At 54.5% G+C, this 17,671-nt stretch carries 15 protein-coding genes; 7 read left to right on the top strand and 8 right to left on the bottom strand.

Annotated features, from left to right (window positions below; genetic code table 11):
* The first annotated feature begins 91 nt into the window (after positions 1–91).
* A complete protein-coding gene (ccoG, locus tag ACSHSR_RS04410; RefSeq protein ID WP_144221378.1) occupies positions 92–1,498 on the top strand; it encodes a cytochrome c oxidase accessory protein CcoG in 1,407 nt (468 codons plus the stop codon).
* Positions 1,499–1,547: 49 nt separating this feature from the next.
* Here the strand turns inward: ccoG and ACSHSR_RS04405 are convergent, their stop codons facing one another.
* Positions 1,548–2,117, bottom strand: a complete 570-nt coding sequence (locus tag ACSHSR_RS04405) for an NADPH-dependent FMN reductase (protein WP_044733786.1) — start codon at positions 2,115–2,117, stop codon at positions 1,548–1,550.
* Positions 2,118–2,352: 235 nt separating this feature from the next.
* Between ACSHSR_RS04405 and ACSHSR_RS04400 the strand changes: the two genes are divergently transcribed.
* A complete protein-coding gene (locus ACSHSR_RS04400) occupies positions 2,353–3,969 on the top strand; it encodes an AMP-binding protein (RefSeq protein WP_107110016.1) in 1,617 nt (538 codons plus the stop codon).
* 110 nt (positions 3,970–4,079) lie between these two features.
* Positions 4,080–5,417: an IS4 family transposase gene (locus ACSHSR_RS04395; RefSeq protein ID WP_186264650.1), complete on the top strand. Its 1,338-nt coding sequence runs from the start codon at positions 4,080–4,082 to the stop codon at positions 5,415–5,417.
* A gap of 57 nt (positions 5,418–5,474) precedes the next feature.
* On the opposite strand, the gene ACSHSR_RS04390 is transcribed toward ACSHSR_RS04395, so the two are convergent.
* The gene (locus ACSHSR_RS04390; protein WP_479631294.1) at positions 5,475–5,999 is read right to left on the bottom strand and encodes a cytochrome b/b6 domain-containing protein; all 525 of its coding nucleotides are present in this window, start codon (positions 5,997–5,999) and stop codon (positions 5,475–5,477) included.
* Between the two features lie 12 nt (positions 6,000–6,011).
* Positions 6,012–6,554 (bottom strand): menaquinone-dependent protoporphyrinogen IX dehydrogenase, encoded by a 543-nt coding sequence (gene hemG, locus ACSHSR_RS04385; protein ID WP_025009982.1) that lies wholly within the window; start codon positions 6,552–6,554, stop codon positions 6,012–6,014.
* A gap of 309 nt (positions 6,555–6,863) precedes the next feature.
* Between hemG and ACSHSR_RS04380 the strand changes: the two genes are divergently transcribed.
* Both ACSHSR_RS04380 and ACSHSR_RS04375 read left to right on the top strand, forming a co-directional pair.
* Complete coding sequence (locus ACSHSR_RS04380; RefSeq protein WP_071238591.1) at positions 6,864–8,066, top strand: MFS transporter; 1,203 nt, start codon at positions 6,864–6,866, stop codon at positions 8,064–8,066.
* Between the two features lie 65 nt (positions 8,067–8,131).
* Positions 8,132–8,962, top strand: a complete 831-nt coding sequence (locus ACSHSR_RS04375) for a TIGR03899 family protein (protein WP_144132700.1) — start codon at positions 8,132–8,134, stop codon at positions 8,960–8,962.
* Between the two features lie 14 nt (positions 8,963–8,976).
* Here the strand turns inward: ACSHSR_RS04375 and cysC are convergent, their stop codons facing one another.
* Genes cysC through cobA form a run of 5 tightly spaced genes read right to left on the bottom strand, consistent with a single transcriptional unit; the run spans position 8,977 to position 14,526 of the window.
* Complete coding sequence (cysC, locus tag ACSHSR_RS04370) at positions 8,977–9,615, bottom strand: adenylyl-sulfate kinase (protein WP_025009979.1); 639 nt, start codon at positions 9,613–9,615, stop codon at positions 8,977–8,979.
* 9 nt (positions 9,616–9,624) lie between these two features.
* The gene (locus ACSHSR_RS04365; protein WP_025009978.1) at positions 9,625–11,361 is read right to left on the bottom strand and encodes an SLC13 family permease; all 1,737 of its coding nucleotides are present in this window, start codon (positions 11,359–11,361) and stop codon (positions 9,625–9,627) included.
* A 1-nt stretch (position 11,362) separates the two neighbouring features.
* Positions 11,363–12,778: a sulfate adenylyltransferase subunit CysN gene (gene cysN / locus ACSHSR_RS04360; RefSeq protein WP_208184424.1), complete on the bottom strand. Its 1,416-nt coding sequence runs from the start codon at positions 12,776–12,778 to the stop codon at positions 11,363–11,365.
* The gene (gene cysD / locus ACSHSR_RS04355) at positions 12,778–13,686 is read right to left on the bottom strand and encodes a sulfate adenylyltransferase subunit CysD (RefSeq protein WP_028780229.1); all 909 of its coding nucleotides are present in this window, start codon (positions 13,684–13,686) and stop codon (positions 12,778–12,780) included. Before cysD ends, cysN begins: the two co-directional genes overlap by 1 nt.
* 18 nt (positions 13,687–13,704) lie before the next feature.
* Positions 13,705–14,526: a uroporphyrinogen-III C-methyltransferase gene (gene cobA, locus ACSHSR_RS04350; RefSeq protein ID WP_028780230.1), complete on the bottom strand. Its 822-nt coding sequence runs from the start codon at positions 14,524–14,526 to the stop codon at positions 13,705–13,707.
* A gap of 384 nt (positions 14,527–14,910) precedes the next feature.
* On the opposite strand from cobA, the gene ACSHSR_RS04345 reads away from it, so the two are divergent.
* Positions 14,911–15,822: a phospholipase A gene (locus ACSHSR_RS04345; RefSeq protein ID WP_037474669.1), complete on the top strand. Its 912-nt coding sequence runs from the start codon at positions 14,911–14,913 to the stop codon at positions 15,820–15,822.
* A 71-nt stretch (positions 15,823–15,893) separates the two neighbouring features.
* Positions 15,894–17,399 (top strand): S41 family peptidase, encoded by a 1,506-nt coding sequence (locus ACSHSR_RS04340; protein WP_208184423.1) that lies wholly within the window; start codon positions 15,894–15,896, stop codon positions 17,397–17,399.
* Positions 17,400–17,671 lie beyond the last annotated feature (272 nt).

Genomic DNA, 17,671 nt, shown 5'->3' with positions numbered 1-17,671 from the left:
TAGATATAAATCAACAAGTTAATCCTGTATTGGAACTGGCACGCCTCTTGCCATTGCCTAGCCGTGTGTCAGTCGTCATTCAGGAAGTAGCATGGTTCAACAGGCAAGACAGTCATCGGAAGCGATTCCGGTCACTTTTATCCCCTCCCCCCAAGACAAGAAAAGCAGCCACAAAGGCGGCAAAATCCACTTTCGTAGCCAACGCGGTTATTTTCAACGTTGGCGCAGCGGCCTCAACGCCCTGTTGATAGCCCTGTTTCTGTTACTGCCCTTTATCGACTGGCAGGGACGACAGGCCATTTGGTTCGATCTGGCCAATCAACAGTTTTACTTTTTTGGCAGCAGCCTCTGGCCCCAGGATTTTACCCTGTTGGCTTGGTTCTTTATCGCCGCCGCCTTTGCACTGTTTTTTGTGACCCTGTTTTGGGGCCGGGTCTGGTGTGGTTATCTCTGCCCGCAAACCGCCTGGACGTTCGGCTTTGCCTGGGTAGAAGAGAAGCTGGAAGGCAGCCGTAACCAGAGGATCAAGCTGGATGCCTCGCCCATGACGGTCAGTAAGGCCGGCAAGCGCGGCGGCAAACATCTGCTGTGGATGTTAATGTCTCTGATCACCGGCTGTGGCTTTATCGCCTACTTTGTACCGGCCAAGCAGCTGTATCCGGAGATTTTTACCTTCTCCGCCGGTTTTTGGGATAGCGCCTGGGTGTACTTTTTTGCCCTGTGTACCTATCTCAATGCCGGTTGGATGCGTGAGCAGATGTGCCTGCACTGCTGCCCCTACGCCAGATTCCAATCAGCCATGTTCGATTCCTTCACCAAGACAGTGACCTATGATGCCCAGCGAGGTGAAAGCCGTGGCCCAAGAAAGCGCAAGCAAGCCACAGAGCTTGGCGACTGTGTCGACTGTAATCTCTGCGTCGAGGTGTGTCCCACCGGGATAGATATTCGTAACGGCCTGCAATATGAGTGCATCAACTGTGGAGCCTGCGTCGATGCCTGCGATCAGACCATGAGCAAGTTTGGTTATCGCCCTGGGCTCATCTCCTATACCAGTGAAGAGTCACTGACCGGGCAAACTCCGCCACTATGGCAGCGCAAACGCTTTATTGGCTATGGCGCCGCCTTGTTGGCGATACTCTGCACCATGGGGCTGGATATCTACTCGCGGGATCCCATCACGCTCAATGTGATCCGCGACCGCCAGAGCCTGTACCGGGAAACCCTGGATGACGGCATAGAAAACAGCTATCTGCTGAAAATACGCAATAAGACCCAGCAGGATAAGCACTACCAGATAGAGATCAGCGGCGCCCTGCCCTATAAGTTGTCGACCAATAGCGTTAACATCGCCGCCGGCGAGCAGTATGAATTGCCGCTGACCCTGACTGTGCCTGTCGCGCAAATCGACAACAACCGCAGCAATCTGCTGTTTAAAGTGACTGAGGCCGATGCACCAGATAATAGCGTCAGCCAGAAGTCGGTATTTTTTGCCCCTTGAGTTGCCTCAGGGCGGCGAAGTGTTTCACCCTGCTTCGCCGCCCGCTTTTTTATCCTTTACTCTGCTGGGCAATCAGCCCCTGCAGTATGCTTTTCACCTTGCTCTGCTGGTAATCTCCCAGCAGAGAACCATCTTCGGTAAAGGCTTCGTGAGCCTTGGCAAGCGCCAACTGCTCGGGCAATACCAGCGCCCCCAGGTTGAACATCAGCTCGCGGACCGGGGTCAAGCCTCTGAGCCCCCCGAGTGCTCCCGGGCTTGCCGCCATCAGGGCCACCCATTTACCGGCAAATACATTGCCCGCGGGTTGAGTTGCCGGGCGGGACAGCCAATCGATGGCATTTTTCAAGGCCGCAGTTATGGAGCCATTGTACTCGGGGCACACCAGCACCAGACAATCGCTCTGCAACAGCTTTCCCTTGAGTGCCACGGCAGCTTCGGGGGCGCCAAATTCTGCCTCATCATCCTGATTGAGCAGGGGCATGGGAAACGCATTCAGTGTCAGCACCTCAGACTCCAGCCCCAGCTCGGCGGCCACGGCGGCGGCATAATGGGCCAGACGGGTGTTGAACGAGCCTTTTCTCAGGCTACCGGAAATAATCTTTATCCGCAGTTGCTGCATGTTTTTATCCTTAATTACAGTCGATTAACCTATTTATTGAACAGGATTTTTCATTCGCCACCATTGCCTTGGCTGCGCTTTGCCTCTAACCTGAATCCAGATCGTTGCAAAACTTTTTGGCGCAGCATTCAGCACAGCGCAGAAAGTCTCGGGGGAGACAAGGGCCAGAGTTAATATCAGGGCTAAATAAGCGTTCAAAACCAAATAACAATAACAAATCCCAAAGGAAAAGGTGATGACAAGAGTGATACAGAATCAGGTATACGATAGCCAGACTCAGTTGGATTTTTCCCGCTATGACTCTCTTGCAGATATGATAGTCAGTAGTTGTGAGCGTTACGGCGACAAGAGCGCCTTTGCCTGCCTCGGCAAGGCCATCAGCTTCCGGGAACTGGAGAGGGACTCACGCGCCTTTGCCGCTTTCCTGCAACACAACACCCAGTTGCAAGTCGGCGATCGCATCGCCATCCAGCTACCCAATATCAGCCAGTTCGTTATTGCCGCCTATGGCGCGATTCGCGCAGGCCTGGTGCTGGTGAATACCAACCCCCTGTATACCGAGCGGGAATTGATCCATCAGTTCAAGGATTCCGGCGCCAAGGCGCTGGTGGTACTGTCAGATCTCTTGCCCATTCTGGCCAAAGTCGTTGCCAGCACCCCGATTGAAACCGTGATTTCCACCCACCCGCTGGATCTTATCGAGCCGCAAATTCAGCCCAGAACCGGCCTGAAAAATATCGAATTCACCAAGGTCCTTGAGCTGGGACGTCAGCTGGAATTCAACGAAGTAAAGCTGACTCTGGACGATTTGGTGGCGCTGCAATACACGGGCGGTACCACAGGCCTTTCCAAGGGGGCCATGCTCAGCCACAGAAACCTGATTGCCAACGCCCTGCAATGTGAATCCCGTATCGGCGCCAACCTGGTACAGGGAGAAGAGATCTTCGTCGCCCCGCTACCCATCTACCATATTTACGCCTTTTTGGTGAATCTGGTGCTTTACTTCGAGCGCGGCGCTCTGACAGTACTGATTCCCAACCCGAGGGACATAGCCTCGTTGATCAAGACCTTGGCCAAATATCCCTTTACCGGATTTGCCGGGCTTAACACCCTTTTTGTCGGTCTGTGCCACCAGCAAGCCTTCCGTGAACTGGACTTTTCCCATCTGAAGATCACTATTTCCGGCGGTACCGCCCTCACCGAAGCGGCAGCCAAACTCTGGCAACAAACCACAGGCTGCACCATATCTGAAGGCTATGGCCTGAGTGAAACCTCGCCGGTTATCTCCCTCAACGCGCCAGGACTGGAACGTCTGGGCAGCATAGGCAAACCGGTTATTGAGACCCAAGTGCAGATCCTCGATGGCAATGACCAGCCCCTGCCACCGGGTCAAGCCGGTGAACTGGCGGTGCGCGGCCCTCAGGTGATGAGTGGTTACTGGCAAAAGCCCGATGAGACTGCGGCTGTGATGACAGAGGATGGCTTCTTCAAGACAGGAGATATCGCCATTGAGAGTGAAGATGGCTATCACAGCATAGTGGATCGCAAGAAAGATCTGATTATCGTTTCCGGCTTCAATGTTTACCCCAACGAAGTCGAAAACGTGCTGGCCCGCTGTGAGTTGGTACTTGAATGCGCGGTTATCGGTGTTGAAGATGAGCGCAGCGGTGAAGCCGTCAAGGCGGTAATAGTGCTCAAACCTGAGGTCGATGCCGCCAAAGCTCAAGCAGCCATAGAGGCACACTGCCGAGCGGAGCTCGCGGCCTACAAGGTGCCCAAGGTGATAGAGTTTGTCGCCCAACTTCCCAAGAGCACGGTCGGCAAGATACTCAGGCGTGAACTGCGCAAATAAGTCTGATAAAAATGCCGCTTAACTGCGCAACGTAGATCAGATAAGGATCGGTTGACCGATCCTCCTGATGAGAGACAATCGGAAACCTGTTTGTAGGTTTCCGATTTTTTATGTCTATTCAAAACTGCTTTGCCGACTTTCTTGAAGAGAGTCCTGTTGATGTCGCTCAGCTAACCACCTTCTCCGAGCATATTCCTGACGAGTGGATTGCTAAAGCGGTAACACTTTCCGATAAAGCGACGATTCGTCGACGTCGCTTACCGAGTGATATGGTTCTTTGGCTTATTGTTGGAATGGCGTTTTTCCGCAACGAACCGATTGCCGAAGTCGCACGGCGAATGAATGTCTGTGCCGAGGGGTTAGCCGATGAGGAGCTGTTAGCAAAAAGTGCTTTAACGCAAGCAAGGCAACGCCTTGGCAAAGCAGCCCCAGAATGGTTATTTAGGCAATGCAGCCACAGGTGGGGGTTAGAGCGTTACCCTGAGGATACTTGGCAAGGTTTGCAAGTCTTTGCTGTGGATGGCGCGCTTTTTCGAACCGCTGACACACCGGAGCTAAGAGACCATTTTGGGTCAGGGAATACATCCAGTGACAGACAGACGCCTCATCCAGTATTAAGGGTGGTGACCATGATGAATGTTCGCTCTCATGTCATTGTCGATGCCGCTATAAGCCCTTATCGTCGAGGCGAAATTCCTCTTGCTATGCCCTTTATTGACGCCTTACCGGATAACTCCGTGACCTTATTGGATAAGGGGTTTTATGGAGCAGACTTACTCCTTTCTCTCCAAAATAGTGGTGCTAACAGACATTGGTTGTTACCGGCGAAGAAGGGGGTGAAATACACCCTTCTGGACGATGAAGAGAGTGACGACATGCGAGTCGAAATGAAAGTCTCTCCACAAGCACGCAAGAAAAATCCTAACCTACCTGAAACATGGCAAGTGAGAGCCGTGACTTATCAGGTACAAGGTAAGCAAAAAACCGTATTTACGTCTCTTCCCAGAGAGCAGTACGATGCGGAATCAGTCGCGGCGCTTTACCACGAGCGATGGGAAATTGAATTAGGGTATCGAGACATAAAAAGTTCGATGCAACACAATGCGTTAGTGCTGAGGAGTAAGACTGTCGAACTTGTCTATCAAGAGTTATGGGGGCTGCTGCTTGGTTATAACTTGGTGAGACGAGAAGCGAGTCAGGCGGCAGTAGAGCATGGTCGAATGCCCAATGAAATCAGCTTTAAGTACGCTTGTCAGTTCATCGCAAGTCAGCTCAAAGTCATGAGCAAAGCGGTGTCACCAGGTAATACGCCGAAGCGTCTAAACAGTCTGCGAGGAGACTTGTCCATCCTTTTTATAGACAAACGCCCTAAGCCAAATCGGCCTAGGGCGGTAAAAATATCAAAGACCCGATATCCTGTTAATCACAAGGCAGCTCCGCTTAAGTGAACTACGTTGCGCTTAACTGCGGCATTTTTATTGTCAAAGCTTTTTACTTTCAGCGCCCTACTGACGAAAGAAGTCAAGCAGATGACTGAGTGCACAGATGACGTGCACTATCAAAAAGCCAATAAAACCGTGGGCCAGATGTTTGTGCCAGCCTCGCCAGAACAGCGCATCACTGGAGCCTTGGGTCAAATACCAGAGCAGGCCGGTCAGGGTCACACCGAGCAGCAGCAACATCCCCAGCCCTTCTATCAGGCTGAACAGCCCCTTGCCTCCGGCGACCGGTAACTTGCCTTTAAACAAGCCACCGATATCGGCGCCCATCTGACGCCAATCACCGATAAACAGGCTGAAATACTGGCGCCAGCGGCCCGAGGTGCAGTTGCTCACAAGAAATGTCAGCGACAAAGGTACGCACAGGAGCCCGAGATAAACATGGCTCAGATCCCAGAAGCCGGCGCCGGCCCTGATGCTGCGGATCATCATCAGACTGCCACTGCCCAGCACCAGAAACAGGCACAAGAGGATTAACAACAAGTGTTGATGGGCACTATAAAAGCGCCAAAGACGTTGCAACAGAGCCATTTCAGCCTCGCTTTAACCCGCCCTGGAGATCAGAGTTTGCGCCGCCAATTGCTCGGCAAATTCCTGCACCTTGCCCCAATCTGTGTATTCGATGCAGGTATTGGGATCGGTCGGCCCCTTGGTGATCCACATGATGAAACGTATGATATTTCTGTCCATGGCCCCGTAGCCCTGGTAGTCCAGATTACCGCCGAACACAGCCAGTTGCTTGGGCTTCCATTCAGTCTTGGCAAGAAACGCCTGCATGTAAGGGTTGGTTTCAGGGGTATTTTTTTCCGGCTTGCGCGCCACCAGACTCACGGAAAAGAAACCATTGGCCTTGCTTTCCAACTGCTGCTGATGTTGGCGGATATAGTCGAACACCGCGGGATTGTGTTTGCCGTGACGAATACTGGCTCCAATGGCAACCCGATCAAAATCGGCCAGATCCGGCGCATCATCAATCGCCGCCATGGTCACTTGCTGCCCCAGAGCGCCAAGTTGCTTTGCCATAACGTCACAGATCTTGCGGGTCTGACCATGCACGCTGGAATACAGCAGAAGAGTCTTGCTCACCTTAACCCCTAGTAGTTCAATCTCTTAGTACTGGTGTCATCTTAGGTGATCCATTAGCTTATTTACATGAAACAGATCACGGCCAAAGGGCGAAACGCTGTCCAAGCCGCGGAAATACCGGGTAGTTCACAAAAAATAACCGCTGTGGGACCCTTTGAGTAACCGCCCCTCAAGAAGCCTCTATGGCAGTGGAACTCTGGCGCTACAGTGGCTTTACAGGCGGATAATATTTTTCAACAAAGTTTTCTGGTTATCGCCAGGTTCAGGCATTAGCATAAGCTGATACTCCCCAGCCATATTCGAAACAAGATGCAGCAACCAACCCGCAATCCCCAGGCCTTGCTACTGTGGATGACCTTTGTCATGTCCTTGGTATTTGCCGTCTGGCAGGCCCTGCTGAACAACTTTGTTATTGAAAGAGCACAATTTACCGGCGCCGAAATAGGCATGCTGCAAAGCCTCAGGGAGGTTCCCGGGTTTCTGGCCTTTAGCGCCATTTTTGTGCTGCTGTTGATCAAAGAACAGGCCTTCGCCCTGTTGTCGCTGGCGCTGCTGTGTATCGGAGTGGGCATTACCGGTTTCTTTCCCCAGGTATTGGGGCTCTACCTGACGACCATTTTAATGTCGGTCGGTTTTCACTACTTTGAAACCATCAATCAATCCCTGACCCTGCAATGGGTCGACAAGTCCCAGACAGCCGGTTTTATGGGAAAGGCCATGTCATGGCGCGCCGCGGCCGCCCTGGGCGGCTACGGCAGCATCTGGTTGGTGATGACAGTATTCAAGCTGGACTATGTCTGGATGTACAGCCTCATAGGCGCCTTGGGGCTTTTGATGGTGATCACTCTCTACTGCTATTTCCCCAGGTTCGATACCGGCGAAGTTCAGCACAAGAAAATCATCCTCAGAAAACGCTACTGGCTCTATTACCTGCTGACCTTTTTCTCGGGAGCCAGACGGCAAATCTTCATGGTGTTCGCCGGCTTTATGATGGTGGAGAAGTTCGGTTACAGCGTCAGTGAGATCACGGCTCTGTTTCTGATCAACTATGTAGTCAACCTGCTGTTTGCCCCGGCCATAGGCCGCTTTATCGGCCGCATAGGAGAAAGGCACGCCCTGACCCTGGAATATATCGGCCTGGTGTTGCTGTTTATCAGTTATGCCCTGGTGGAGGACGGCCACATGGCAGCGGCGCTCTATGTGATAGATCACCTGCTGTTTGCCATGGCGATTGCCATCAAGACCTATTTCCAAAAAATTGCCGATCCCAAAGACATTGCCGCCACCATGTCGGTCAGCTTTACCATCAATCATATCGCGGCCGTGGTGATCCCGGTATTGCTCGGAGTGCTCTGGCTCAGTTCACCTGCGGCAGTGTTTTATATCGGTGCCGGACTCGCCGCCTGTTCGCTGTTGCTGGCACGCCTGGTGCCCAAGGACCCGGCCCCCGGACGCGAACTCAGTTGGCACAAGGCCCTCGTTGCAGAAACCCAGCAGCAGGAAGCCGGCTGAATTACTGGACAACTAACTGAAAATTATGCATAAAGAAGCACAGTTTTCGCGAGAAGATAATCAAGATGGCAGAGGAAAAACTCCCCAGAGAAATAGAAGAACCCGGTCAGGCATCGGCCCGCAAGAAGGCACTGCGCCTCGGGCGCCTGCTGGGACTCGCCTCTGAGCAGGACTATAAACCCGCCAATGCCAGCGTCGCCGAACGGGCGGCCTTTCGCATCGACAAACAACAAGCCCAGTACCAACGCAACCTGGAAAACATCTACGCCATGGCACTGAGCTATACCCCGTCCGATGTGACCGGGGTGGAGCTGGATCCCGACTGGGTACATCAATTCTTCCAAATGGCCGAGCAGATCCACAATCGCAAGATGCAAGATCTATGGGCTCGGATACTCTCAAGTGAAATCATCAATCCAGGCAATTTCAGCCTGCGTACCCTGGCAACCCTGAAACAGCTGACCTTGAGAGAGGCACACATACTGGAAAAAGCGCTGGGAATGGCGGTCAAGGTCAACAATGAGAGCCGACTCAAGCTTATCAGTGGTTACAGAGTCAGCGGCGGCATAGGCCAGTATTTTCGTAAACACAGCGCGGTCAACCTGGGGTTGTCGCAATTCGGCATGCCCTACTCAAGCATACTCACCCTGGTGGATGGCGGCATACTGCACAGGGGCGAGTTCGAGACCGGCATATTGGACAGCAAGAGCCCGCTGCAACTGCAGATCCAACAGCAACACCTGAAGCTGACCCCCAAATCAGGCCACCTGCTGTTCAGCTACTACCGCTTTACCCCAGTGGGCGATGAACTGGCACTCCTGGTGCGTCCAAGGGAAGACGAAGCCTATATCAATGCGCTGAAGACCTTGTTTACCAAAGACTTCAGCATCAGTTAGGCATCTACTAAGCCTCAGGCGCTGGCCTGTAATCGCGTCGACGGGATCACTTCCAAGGCAGAGAGGTAATCCAACAATGCCTGCACCTGGGTATTGAGATCGCCCTTGCTGGTATCTATGGTCAACTCGGCAGCCAGCGGCTCTTCGTAGGGCGCCGAAATCCCGGTAAAGTCACGGATCTCCCCCTTACGCGCCTTCTGATACAAGCCCTTGGGATCGCGGGCCTCACACACAGCCAGCGGCGTGGAAACATGCACTTCGATAAAACGCCCCGCGGCAAACCGGCAGCGAATGGCATCGCGCTCGGCCCGGGTCGGCGAGATAAAGGCCGACAGTACCAGCAAACCGGCATCCACCATCAGGTGCGCCACTTCGCCCACTCGTCGCAGGTTTTCATCCCTATCGGCGGCGCTGAAGCCGAGATCTTTGCAAAGACCATGACGCACATTGTCGCCATCGAGCAGATAGGTATGAAACCCCGCCTCGAACAGTGCCCGCTCCAGGGCGCCTGCCAGGGTCGACTTGCCGGCGCCGGACAGCCCGGTGAACCAGAGCAGCACAGGTTGTTGGCCCTTCTGGGCTGCCCTGGCCGCCTGATCGACGGCATGCTGATGCCAAACGATATCGGCATTGGGCTGGGTAGAATTCTTCATCGTCACTCCTTAAAGACCCGCATCAAAGGGGAACAGCATGGGCACCAGAAACAAAACTATCGCCGAGTAAAGCAGCGACAGCGGCAGCCCCAAGCGCACAAAATCAATAAAGCGGTAATTACCGGCATTGAACACCATCAGATTGGTTTGGTAACCATAGGGCGAAATAAAGCTGGCGCTGGCACCAAACACCACTGCCAGAATAAAGGGCCGACTGTCGACCCCGAAGCTGGTCGCAATCGCATAGGCCACGGGAAAAGCCAAGGCCGCCGCCGCGTTATTGGTTATGAGTTCGGTCAACAGCAAGGTCAACAAATAAACCCCGACAAAGGCGCCAAAGACCCCAAAGCCGGAAAAGGCGCCGAGCAGAGTATCGGCCATCCCTTTGGCCAAGCCGGTATCCAACATCAGATTGGCCAGACTCAGGGCGCTGCCGACAATCAACACCAGCTCCAGCGGGAACCGCCGTTTGAGCTCGCCCAGGGTCACCGCACCTATCGCCAGATAACTGAGCAGCAAGAGCACCAGCCCCTTGGCCAGCGGCAGCCAGCCCAGCAGACTGGCAGCTATGGTGAGCACAAAGCCCGCCAGCACCCACTGACTGCGGCGACTGTCCAGCCTGACACTCAAGTCCAGGCCGCTGACGGCGGCAAAGTCGGTACTGAGACGCGGATTACGGCCAAAGCCATCACCCGGGGTCAACAGCAACACATCTCCGGCTTGCAGCACTATGTCGCCCAAGCCGCCCTTGAGTGGATGATGGCCACGGCGAATCGCCATTACGGCGGCATCAAACTGCTCCCGAAATCGCGAGGCCTTGAGCGAAGAGCCCACCAAAGCCGAAGACGGCGCCAGCACGGCTTCCACCAAATTCTGGCCCCTGGCCTGCTGCTTGCCGAACCACTCCAAACCATCGAATTGATGCAGCAACTCCACCGACTCCACCGCGCCGCTGAAGCGCAGCACATCCCCCGCGGCCAACACGAGTTGCGGCGGCACAGGGCAGATGCGAATGCCGCTGCGCTCGAGCTCCGCCAGATAGAGCTTTTTCAGGGCTCTGAGTCTGTTGTCCTGCACGCTGCGGCCCACCAAGGTTGAGCCGGGCAGCACTTTGGCTTCCAACAGATAGGGCAGACTTTCATCGCCGTGTTGCTCATCGCCATCGGGCAACAGGTGTGACAGTAATACCAAAAGCGCAATACCGGCCACCACCACGGCCAGGCCAATCAAGGAAAACTCAAAAAAGCCCAGGGGTTTCAGCCCGGCGTTTTCAACAAAGGAGTTCACTATCAGGTTGGTCGAGGTGCCAATCAGGGTCAGGGTGCCGCCCAAAATCGCCGCGTAGGATAAGGGCAGCAATAACTTGGCCGGTGCGTGCTGCTGATTGCGACGCACCACGCCAATCAGCGAGGCCACAACGGCGGTATTGTTGGTAAAAGACGACAGCAACGCAGTGGAAAACCCCAACTTGGCCATGGTCAGCCCCAAGGAGCCTGAGCCTATGACCTGGCTGAGCCTACCGAGCAAGGGCGTCTTCTCCAGTGCCGTGGTTGCCAGCACCAGGAGCACCAGAGTCACCAGACTGGCGTTGGTAAAACTGCCCAGCAGCGACTCCAGTTCCAGCATACCCAAGAGGTAACTGAGCAGCGCCGCTATGGTAAACAGCATGGCCGGTGATGCCAGACCACTGACGAGTCCGGCCACCAGCGCGAGCAGTATTAACCCCAGGATCCAGGTTTCAGACAATTCAGTCTCCCTGAGCGCGGATATCCAGCGCCTGCCAATGGGGAAAATGCTTACGGATCAAGGCATTGAGTTCCAATTCAAACTCACTGAAATGGGTCGTTTTTTCAGTTTTCCCAAGCGCCTGCTGCACCATACCGGCACCGACAGTGACATTGCTGATGCGATCGATAAAGATAAAACCGCCGGTGTCGCGATTGTCATTATAGGCATCGAACACCACGGCCTCGCTCAGCTCAAGTTCAACCAGGGCTATGGTGTTGAGGCTCAGCTCGGCAACACTGTCCTGTGCCAGGGTATTCACATCTATGCTGTGCAGTATGCGGCTGACACTGGCGGGCACCTTTTTGGTTCCCAGCTTGATGTTGTACTGCTTGCCGGGTGTCAGCGGCTGCTCGTGCATCCACACCACCTTGGCCTGCAGCCGGTTGGAAACGCCCACAGGGCTCGCCGCCGGCACTATCACATCGCCGCGGCTGATATCAATCTCATCACTCAGGGTCAGGGTCAGTGCCTGGCCGGCATAGCCCTGCTTGAGCTCACCATCGAAGGTGACAATCGAGGCGATAGTCGACTCTTTCCCCGAAGGCAGCACCTTGACCCTCTGACCAACTTGCAGACTGCCGGAAGCCAAAGTACCGGCAAAACCGCGGAAATCCAGGTTGGGACGGCTGACATACTGCACCGGGAAGCGGGCATCGAAGGCGTGGTTAAAGCCGGTCACAGGCGCACTCTCCAGCATGGCAAGCAGGGTTTCGCCCTGATACCAAGGGGTACGCGCCGAGCGGTTCACCAGGTTGTCGCCATCGAGTGCCGACAGCGGTACAAAGCGGAGTTCTTCCAGCTGTAACTGGCCGGCAAACGCCAGATAGTCGGCCTTGATCGCCTCGAAACGCTCCTCACTGAAATCCAGCAGATCCATCTTGTTGACGGCCACGATGAACTGCTTGATCCCCAAGAGTGAGCAGATAAAGCTGTGTCTGCGGGTCTGGGTCTGCACCCCGTAGCGACCGTCGATCAGGATAATCGCCAGATCGCAGTTGGAAGCGCCGGTCGCCATATTGCGGGTGTACTGCTCATGCCCGGGAGTGTCGGCAATGATGAACTTGCGCTTCTCGGTAGAGAAGTAACGATAGGCCACATCTATGGTGATCCCCTGCTCGCGCTCGGCCTGCAGGCCATCCACCAGCAAAGCCAGATCCACGGCTTCGCCCGTGGTGCCATGGCTCTTGGAATCCTTGTGCAGTGCCGCCAGTTGATCTTCATAGATCTGGGCGCTGTCGTGCAGCAAACGACCTATCAGTGTTGACTTGCCGTCATCCACGGAACCACAGGTCAGAAACTTCAAAAGCGATTTATGCTGCTGATTTTCAAGATATTGCTCTATACCCAGCTCATTGACTTGTTGTGCAACCGACATTAGAAATACCCCTCACGCTTTTTCTTTTCCATCGACCCGGACGAATCCCTGTCGATGACCCGTCCCTGACGCTCACTGGAGCGGGACAGCAACATCTCTTCGATAATCTCTGCCAGTGTCGCGGCACTGGACTCTATGGCGCCGGTCAGGGGATAACACCCCAGAGTGCGAAAACGCACCCGGCGATACTCGGGCACTTCGCCTTCATTGAGCGGCATCCGCTCGTCATCGACCATGATCAGGCTGCCATCGCGCTCCACCACCGGGCGCTGCTCGGCAAAATAGAGCGGCACTATGTCGATGTTTTCCTGATAGATGTATTGCCAGATATCCAACTCGGTCCAGTTGGAGAGCGGGAAGACCCTGATGCTCTCCCCCTTGTTGACCTGGCCGTTATAGGTATGCCACAGCTCGGGGCGCTGGTTCTTGGGATCCCAGCGGTGATGGCGATCGCGAAAGGAATAGACACGCTCCTTGGCGCGGGACTTCTCCTCGTCGCGGCGGGCACCGCCAAAGGCGGCATCGAAACCGTATTTATCCAGGGCCTGTTTCAGGCCTTCGGTCTTCATCACGTCTGTGTGCTTGGCCGAGCCGAAGGTAAAGGGATTCATGCCCATCGCCAGGCCTTGCGGATTCTTGTGCACCAGAAGCTCGAAGCCGTACTTCTCGGCCGCCTGATCACGAAAACGTATCATCTCGCGAAACTTCCAGTCGGTATCCACATGCAGCAAGGGGAATGGGATCTTGCCCGGATAAAAGGCCTTGCGCGCCAGATGCAACAGCACGGAAGAATCCTTGCCGATGGAGTACAACATCACCGGGTTGTCGAATTCGGCGGCAACTTCGCGAAAGATCTGGATGCTCTCGGCTTCCAACTGTTCAAGGTGACTCAACACTGGCCCTGACATCTTATTTCTCCAATTGATTCAAAGTGCTGTAGCAGCATCATGTTGTAGTTGCTGGTCATTATTCGCCGCCTCGGGTTCAAACCAGCTGAGGCTGTCTGCCAGAGCGACGACTTCGCCTATGATCATCAGCGCCGGCATCACTACCCGCGAGTCCTGAGCCAGGGTTTGCAACTGCTCCAGAGTGCCGATAACACGCTGCTGCTGTCTGGTCGTGGCCTTGGATACAATGGCCACCGGCGTCTGCGGGCTGCGACCATGGGCAATCAGTTGTTGCTGAATGAGCCCGGCATTGAGGATCCCCATGTACACCACCAGGGTGTTGGCCGGGTTGGCGTAGCCTTGCCAATCCATGGGGCGGTTTTGCAGCTGGCAATGACCGGTAATAAAGCTGACCCCTTGGGCAAAATCCCTGTGGGTCAAGGGAATACCCGCATAGGCGGCAGTACCGCTGGCGGCCGTGATGCCCGGCACCACTTCAAAGGCGACGCCGGCCTGTGCCAGAGTCTGCAACTCCTCGCCGCCGCGACCGAAGATAAAGGGATCGCCCCCTTTGAGCCTGACCACGGTTTGGCGGGTAAAAGCCTTGGTCAGCAACAAACGGTTGATTTCACTCTGAGAAGCACTGTGCTCACCGGCCCGTTTGCCCACGGCGATGCGCTCGGCACCTTCGGGGATCAGCGCCAGGATCTCGGGACTGACCAAGGCATCGAACAGCACCACATCGGCGCGCTGCAGCAGGTGCCAGGCCTTGACGGTCAATAGCTCAGGATCGCCGGGACCGGCTCCAAGCAGATAAACTTTGCCCTTGGCCCGCTTGCCGGGCAGTGTCAGTAATTCCATGCGCTATTCCCCATCTTGCTGATGTAAGCAATATAGCGGCTACTTATATTCCACTATAAATAGAGAATCATTAGTTGTTATTACTTTTAGATATATAGAAAGGAATCGCGGTAACAAGAAAGCGCCCGGAGACTGAGAAATCTGTTAATAAAAAACATTACTTTTTATTTTCAATAGATTACAAAATCAAAGTGGAAGTGGATTGCTGAAATTTCCTATTGTCTACTGCCGCTTTTGGCACTAACTTATGGCAAAAAATTATAGTTTTATCTCGGTGACAACGGCTTGGGATGGGAATGTGCACAGTAAAGCCGGGATGTTACACTCTCAAGCCAAAGCAACTGCCGGGCACTCCATCAAGCCTCAGAGACAACAGGGAAGAATATGTATACCAAAATCCGTTCCAGCCTCAGCGGCCTGACCTTGGCCCTGGCAATACTGCCGACCAGCCAACTCTATGCCGCCGAAGACAGCAAGCCTTCACTGGTCGATCAGAGGGTAAAAGAGGAATTGGAAACCTCAGAGCGGCCCTTTGTGATCACTCCACACAAGGTCAACTATATACTGCCGGTCACCTATAACCCGTCACCCAATATGACCCCCTTTGCGGCGGAAGCGGCTGAAGAGGGTTATACCCTGGACGAATATGAAGCCAAGTTTCAGATAAGCTTTAAATTCCCGCTGATGTACAACGTGTTTGGCGACAATGGTCACCTGTTTTTCGCCTATACCAACCAATCCTGGTGGCAGGTATACAACAAGGATATCTCCTCGCCGTTTCGGGAAACCAACCACGAACCCGAACTCTTTATGCTGTTCAACAACGACTGGAAAATAGCCGGCTTCACCAACTCCTTCTGGGGCTTTGGCGCCGTGCATCAATCCAATGGCAAGTCAGGCGATCTGTCCCGCAGTTGGAACCGCATTTACGGCACCATGGTGTTCGACAAGGGCCCTATAGCGCTGGCGGCCAAGGTGTGGTGGCGGATCCCGGAAAGTGAAAAAGAATATGAGGGCGATCCCCGTGGCGACGACAACCCGGATATCAGTGATTACCTCGGCCACTTCGAGCTGACAGGTGTCTACGGCATAGACGACCACAGATTCAGCCTGATGTTGCGTAACAATCTGCAAAGCCCCAACCGCGGCGCAGTGGAATTTACCTGGAGTTACCCCATCTTGGGTAACCTGCGTCTGTATGCACAATACTTCAATGGCTACGGCGAAAGCCTTATCGACTATAACGCCCATAACCAGCGTATAGGCATAGGTGTCGCCATCAACGATATTCTTTGAGCCGCCAAGAACAAACTCGATGACTGCCTCTGCGCCATCTCTTGGTTCAGAGGCTGATATCAGGGAGTGATATGAAGCCGGGATTCCGTGAAGTGGTTAGCTGTTTTATTCTCCTGCTGCTGATTTCCAGTCTGCAGTTGGGACGATTCCTGCTACCGGAGCCACCGAAAAAAGAGCAGCTTAGCCAAAGGCAGATGAAGGCCGATCTGACTGTGTTGCTCAAACAATTGCAGCAGCACTCAGCCTTTATGGTGCTGGATCCGGACATTGAATCCCGGCTCGAGAAACGGCTGCAACGGCTGAAACAGGAATACCGAGACAGCATTGCCATCAATCGTTTTACCGCCGAAGTCAACAAGCTGCTGGGAGAGTTGAAAGACCCGGGCATTCGACTCAGCCAAGCGGCGTTGCCTTCCGGCGTCTTGCCCCTCAGGCTCAGGCCCATGGAAGACAAGTGGCTGGCCCTCAATGACAGAGACGAGCCCCTTCAAAGTGACACGCCTTTTATCAGCCATATCGACGGCCTACCCATCAGCCATTGGCAGAAGATTGCCAATCGCTTCCTGCCACCGGAGCAGCAAAATAGCGTGCAGATGCAGATGCCCTGGCTGCAACAGCTGGATCTGCTAAGGCGGGAGATGGGACTCAGGGTCAAAGAAGAGGTGCTGCTGACTCTCTATGGCGCCGATCTCCAGCCGCAAAACATAGAGGTGAAAGTACCGCTGCAGTTTCGCAGTGCCCCTTTGTCCATTCTGGCCAGCTGGCAACAATTGGCGCCTGACACAGCCCTGTTTAGCCTGACGGATCTCAACGCAATAGAGACAGATCCTCAGCTGCAACAAGATCTGCTGCGCGCGATGAGCAATCACACCCTGGTACTGGATCTGCGCCACGCCCGAGGCTTCAGCGACAGCCTGCTGCAATTTCTCGGCAACTATCACAATGGGCTCAGCAGCCAACCTCTGGGCTATGGCCGCTACCGCCGCTCACCGCAGCTACGGCGCGACTTTCTGCGGCCACTGCACTTTGAGCCGCTCGCCCAATTCGCGCCGTTTCCGCCGGTGCGGGCCGCGCTGGACAACCAGCCCCTGCCCAGCCTGAGTAACTGGTATGCCCGCCCTATCCCCAAGCTGGCTGCTGCGCCTGTGCCTGACTCGGGACGCCTGGTACTGCTTATTGGCCCGGATTGCCGCCAGGAGTGTGAATGGATTGCCTATGCAGCCAAACGTTGGCGCAGGGCGCTGTTGGTCGGCGAGCCGACCCGTGGCGATCTGGGGCGTTTGCATCATTTCACCCTGCCAGCCAGTGGCCTGCAACTGAGTATCAGCGCCTCGCTTGGCTATGACGGCTATGGCCAGTTGCTTTCCGGCATCGGCACAGAGCCGGATCTGCAACTGCCAACAGATGAACCCTTGCAATGGCAGGGATTGCTGTCTCTCATCTCTCCGGAGCAAAGCCTGCAGCATTCTGCAGAAGGGCAATCCAAGAACACTCAGGCGGAGGACACTCAGACAAAAGACACTCAAGCAGAGAGCACTCAAGTAGAGGACCATCAATCAGAAAAAGATCAGCAGTAACAAGCCCAGCAGGGATAAAAGCCTGCGGGAGATTGAGTCAAAGAGGATTGAAGCAAGGAAGAAACAATTCCCGGATAGCCCCATGAAAGGGTGATCGGGCTATCCGGGACACGGAGAGTGCTTTGAAGCTGCGCCAGCAAGCCAATCAAAGCTCGGGGTCACTCGCGACCGACTGCTGAAAAACCTGGGCAACCGATGCCATAAGGGCGAGCCGTCTTGATGTGTATTGCCGACCTCACTGCCTGCCGCTAAGCCGATGTTTCATAAAAACA

The organism is Shewanella sp. VK101 (assembly GCF_056497865.1).
Note: the sequence above shows the minus strand (reverse complement) of the source record. Positions and strands in the feature narration are given on the sequence as shown.